General features: G+C 65.6%; 2 protein-coding genes. Both read left to right on the forward strand.

The genetic code is table 11. From position 1 onward, the window contains the following. A partial coding sequence (locus EOA33_RS40010; RefSeq protein WP_210212657.1) for a hypothetical protein occupies positions 1-234 on the forward strand: 234 nt, incomplete at its 5' end. A gap of 33 nt (positions 235-267) precedes the next feature. Then, a partial coding sequence (locus EOA33_RS36905) for an alpha/beta hydrolase (RefSeq protein WP_145989560.1) occupies positions 268-953 on the forward strand: 686 nt, incomplete at its 3' end.

Raw genomic sequence — 953 nt, forward strand, 5'->3', positions numbered from 1 at the left:
CATCTTCACATCGGCCCGCGCTGCTCCGGCGAGCGCCGTGACGGCGGCAGCCAACAAAAAAGCAAAACCAGTCCGCATACCCGCCCCTCGGCTCAAAATGTCGCGGCACACACTGCCGCTGTCTCCGTGTCAGAATTGCGATGGCCCGCGCCGCAAGGGAAGAAACCCACAGGGCAAAATCAGCCTGGCCGCATTGACCTAAAACCGCCGCCGGCGCAAACAAAACTCTCGTGAGCACGACAAGGGCGTTGCGGGGGACGAAGCGAAATGCCATTCAGCCAGCAGCGCCTGGTCAGATCGCCGACCGGCGCCGATCTCAACCTCTATGTGAAGGAGACGAGCGGCCAGCCGCGCGCCGTCGTCCAGATCAATCATGGACTGGCCGAGCATGCGGCGCGCTATGCCCGCTTCGCCGATTTCCTCGCCGAGCGCGGCTGTCATGTCTATGTGCAGGACCATCGCGGCCACGGCGCGACCAGGGCGCCGGATGCGCCGCTCGGCAAATTCGCCGATGTCGATGGCGGCGCCAAGGTCATCGCCGATGTCACCGCCATCCACGACCTGATCGCCGGCGAGCACCCGGGCGTGCCGGTCATCCTCTTCGGCCATTCGATGGGCGCGTCGGTGGCGTTGAACTTCCTTCTGCGTCATTCGGCGCGCGTCCATGCCGCCGCGATCTGGAATGGCAACTTCTCCCAGGGCCTGCTGAGTCAGCTGGCGCTGGCCATCCTGGGCTGGGAGAGGATGCGGCTGGGTTCCGACGTACCGTCGCGACTGCTGCCGAGGCTGACCTTCCAGGCCTGGGGCAAGGCCGTGCCCAACCACAAGACCCTGTTCGACTGGCTGTCGCGCGACGAGGCGGAGGTGGCGAAATACGTCGCCGATCCGCTGTGCGGCTGGGATGCCTCGGTGTCGATGTGGCGGGACGTCGTCCAGATGGCGATTTACGGCGG

Origin of the sequence: Mesorhizobium sp. M4A.F.Ca.ET.050.02.1.1 (assembly GCF_003997725.1) — a bacterium.
Taxonomy (GTDB): domain Bacteria; phylum Pseudomonadota; class Alphaproteobacteria; order Rhizobiales; family Rhizobiaceae; genus Mesorhizobium.